The sequence below is a fragment of the Kitasatospora sp. NPDC001539 genome, from assembly GCF_040298565.1.
Lineage (GTDB): Bacteria > Actinomycetota > Actinomycetes > Streptomycetales > Streptomycetaceae > Kitasatospora.
Genome location: NZ_JBEPAK010000461.1, coordinates 1 through 1,919, shown reverse-complemented (window position 1 = coordinate 1,919; position 1,919 = coordinate 1). Strand labels below are relative to the sequence as shown.

Sequence of the window (1,919 nt, the reverse complement as noted above, 5' to 3'; positions counted from 1 at the left end):
CTCCGGGCTCTCGACCTCCGCCAGATCGTCGGCTCGGGCCTCCCGCCCCTTCCACCTGCCCGTCCGGGATCAGCCGGGCTGGTCGGTCACCGCCACCGGGCGGCGCTCGTCGCTCGACCACTCGCTCCACGACCCCGGGTACAGCGTGGCGTCCACGCCCGCCACCTCCAGCGCCAGGATCTGGTGGGCCGCCGTCACGCCGGAGCCGCAGTACACCGCGGTCCTCCGCTCGCCCGCGCCCAGCGCCCTGAACCGGGCCGCCAGTTCGGCCGTCGGCCGGAACCGGCCGTCCGGGCCCACGTTCTCGGTGGTCGGCGCCGACACCGCGCCCGGGATGTGCCCGGCCCGCGGATCCACCGGCTCGATCTCGCCCCGGTAGCGCTCGCCCGACCGGGCGTCCAGCAGCAGACCGTCGCGCGCCCAGGCCGCGGCACCGTCCGCGTCCACCGTCGGCAACTGCCCCGGCACGGGCTTGAAGTCGCCCTCCACCCGCTCCGGAAGCTCCGTCGTCACCGGCAGCCCGGCCGCCCGCCAGGCCGCGAAGCCGCCGTCCAGCACCCGGACGTCCCGGTGCCCGGCCCAGCGCAGCAGCCACCAGGCCCGCGCCGCGGCCATCGACGCCGCACCGTCGTACACCACGACCGGGCGCCCGGCGCTCACCCCGAAGCCGCGCATCGCCGCGCCGAAGTCCTCCGGATCCGGCAGCGGGTGGCGCCCGCCCCGCCCGGGGGCGCCGGGCGGGGCCGCGAGGTCGCGGTCCAGCTCGACGAAGTGGGCACCGGGCAGGTGCCCCGCCCGGTACTCCTCGGCCGCGGTCGGGCCGCCCGGGGCGGCACCGACCAGCTGGTAGCGCACGTCCAGCAGCACCGGCGGCCGCGCGGAGGCGAGCGCCTCCCGCAGCTCGGCCGCGGAGATCAGCGGGGAACCCTCGTTGTAGGTGGTCATGCCGGTCATTGTCGCGCAACACGCCCGAACCACGGCTCTTTGTGCGCTCTTTGCCGGATTTTCCGCGCGGCCCGAGGGTTGGGCGCGCGCCAGGGTGGAAGCATCACCCTCGCACGCGAGGATCTCCGTGCGTCAAGCATCCACGAGGAGGCCCGCATTGCCCGCGGTGGAACTCCGACTGGCCCAGGGCACGCCCTGCTGGGTCAGCCTGCTGACCGACGACCTGCCCGGCGCCCGCGCCTTCTACGGCGAACTGCTCGGCTGGACGTACTCCCCCGGGCCGGGCCAACTCGGCGCCTACGTCCGGGCCGAGCTCGACGGCGAGCCCGTCGCCGGCCTCGGCGTCGCCACCGCCACCGGCTTCCCGGTGCAGTGGACGACCTACTTCGCCGTGGACGACGCCGACCGCACCACCCAGTTGGTGCGCGAGTGCGGCGGCACCGTCGCCGTCGGGCCGCTCCAGGCCGAACGCGCCGGGCGGATGGCGATCGCCTCCGACGTCTCCGGCGCCGTCTTCGGCCTCTGGCAGGGCGAGGAGCACCTCGGCCGGGAGGCCGGGGCGGAACCCGGCGGCCCCGCCTGGGCCGAACTGCTCACCCCGGACGCGGACGGCGCCGCGGTCTTCTACTCCGCCGTGCTCGACCGCCCGGTCCGGGCCGCCGAGGGCGAGTCCGCGCTGCTGGTGCACGGGCGCCCGGTCGCGGGGATCCGGCACCGGGCCGACCTGCGCGGCCTGCCACCGCGCTGGCGCACCCACTTCGCCGTGCGCGACGCCGCCCTGACCGCCCGTCACGCCGTCGAGCTCGGTGGCCGCGTGCTGGTCGAGCCGCACGAGACCGCCCGCGGCCGGGCCGCCCGGCTGGCCGACCCGCAGGGCGGGCACTTCTCCGTCCTGGAGGTCGGGCCCTAGCGGAGTGCGGCCTCGCGGATGATCGGCCTAGGGCCCGTCTTCAAACCCCCGCAGGCGGGGGTTT

At 76.9% G+C, this 1,919-nt stretch carries 2 protein-coding genes; one reads left to right on the top strand and one right to left on the bottom strand.

Translation table 11 applies throughout. The features are described 5' to 3' along the window. Positions 1–69: 69 nt before the first annotated feature. The gene (locus ABT247_RS33255; protein WP_350750289.1) at positions 70–945 is read right to left on the bottom strand and encodes a sulfurtransferase; all 876 of its coding nucleotides are present in this window, start codon (positions 943–945) and stop codon (positions 70–72) included. Between the two features lie 166 nt (positions 946–1,111). On the opposite strand from ABT247_RS33255, the gene ABT247_RS33250 reads away from it, so the two are divergent. Further along, entirely contained in the window at positions 1,112–1,855 is a 744-nt protein-coding gene (locus tag ABT247_RS33250) for a VOC family protein (protein ID WP_350750291.1), read from the top strand. The last annotated feature ends 64 nt before the right edge of the window (positions 1,856–1,919 follow it).

Bases quoted from the DNA above. Each gene is read 5' to 3' on its own strand.
- ABT247_RS33255 (WP_350750289.1), bottom strand. From the start codon at position 945: ATGACCACCTACAACGAGGGTTCCCCGCTGATCTCCGCGGCCGAGCTG.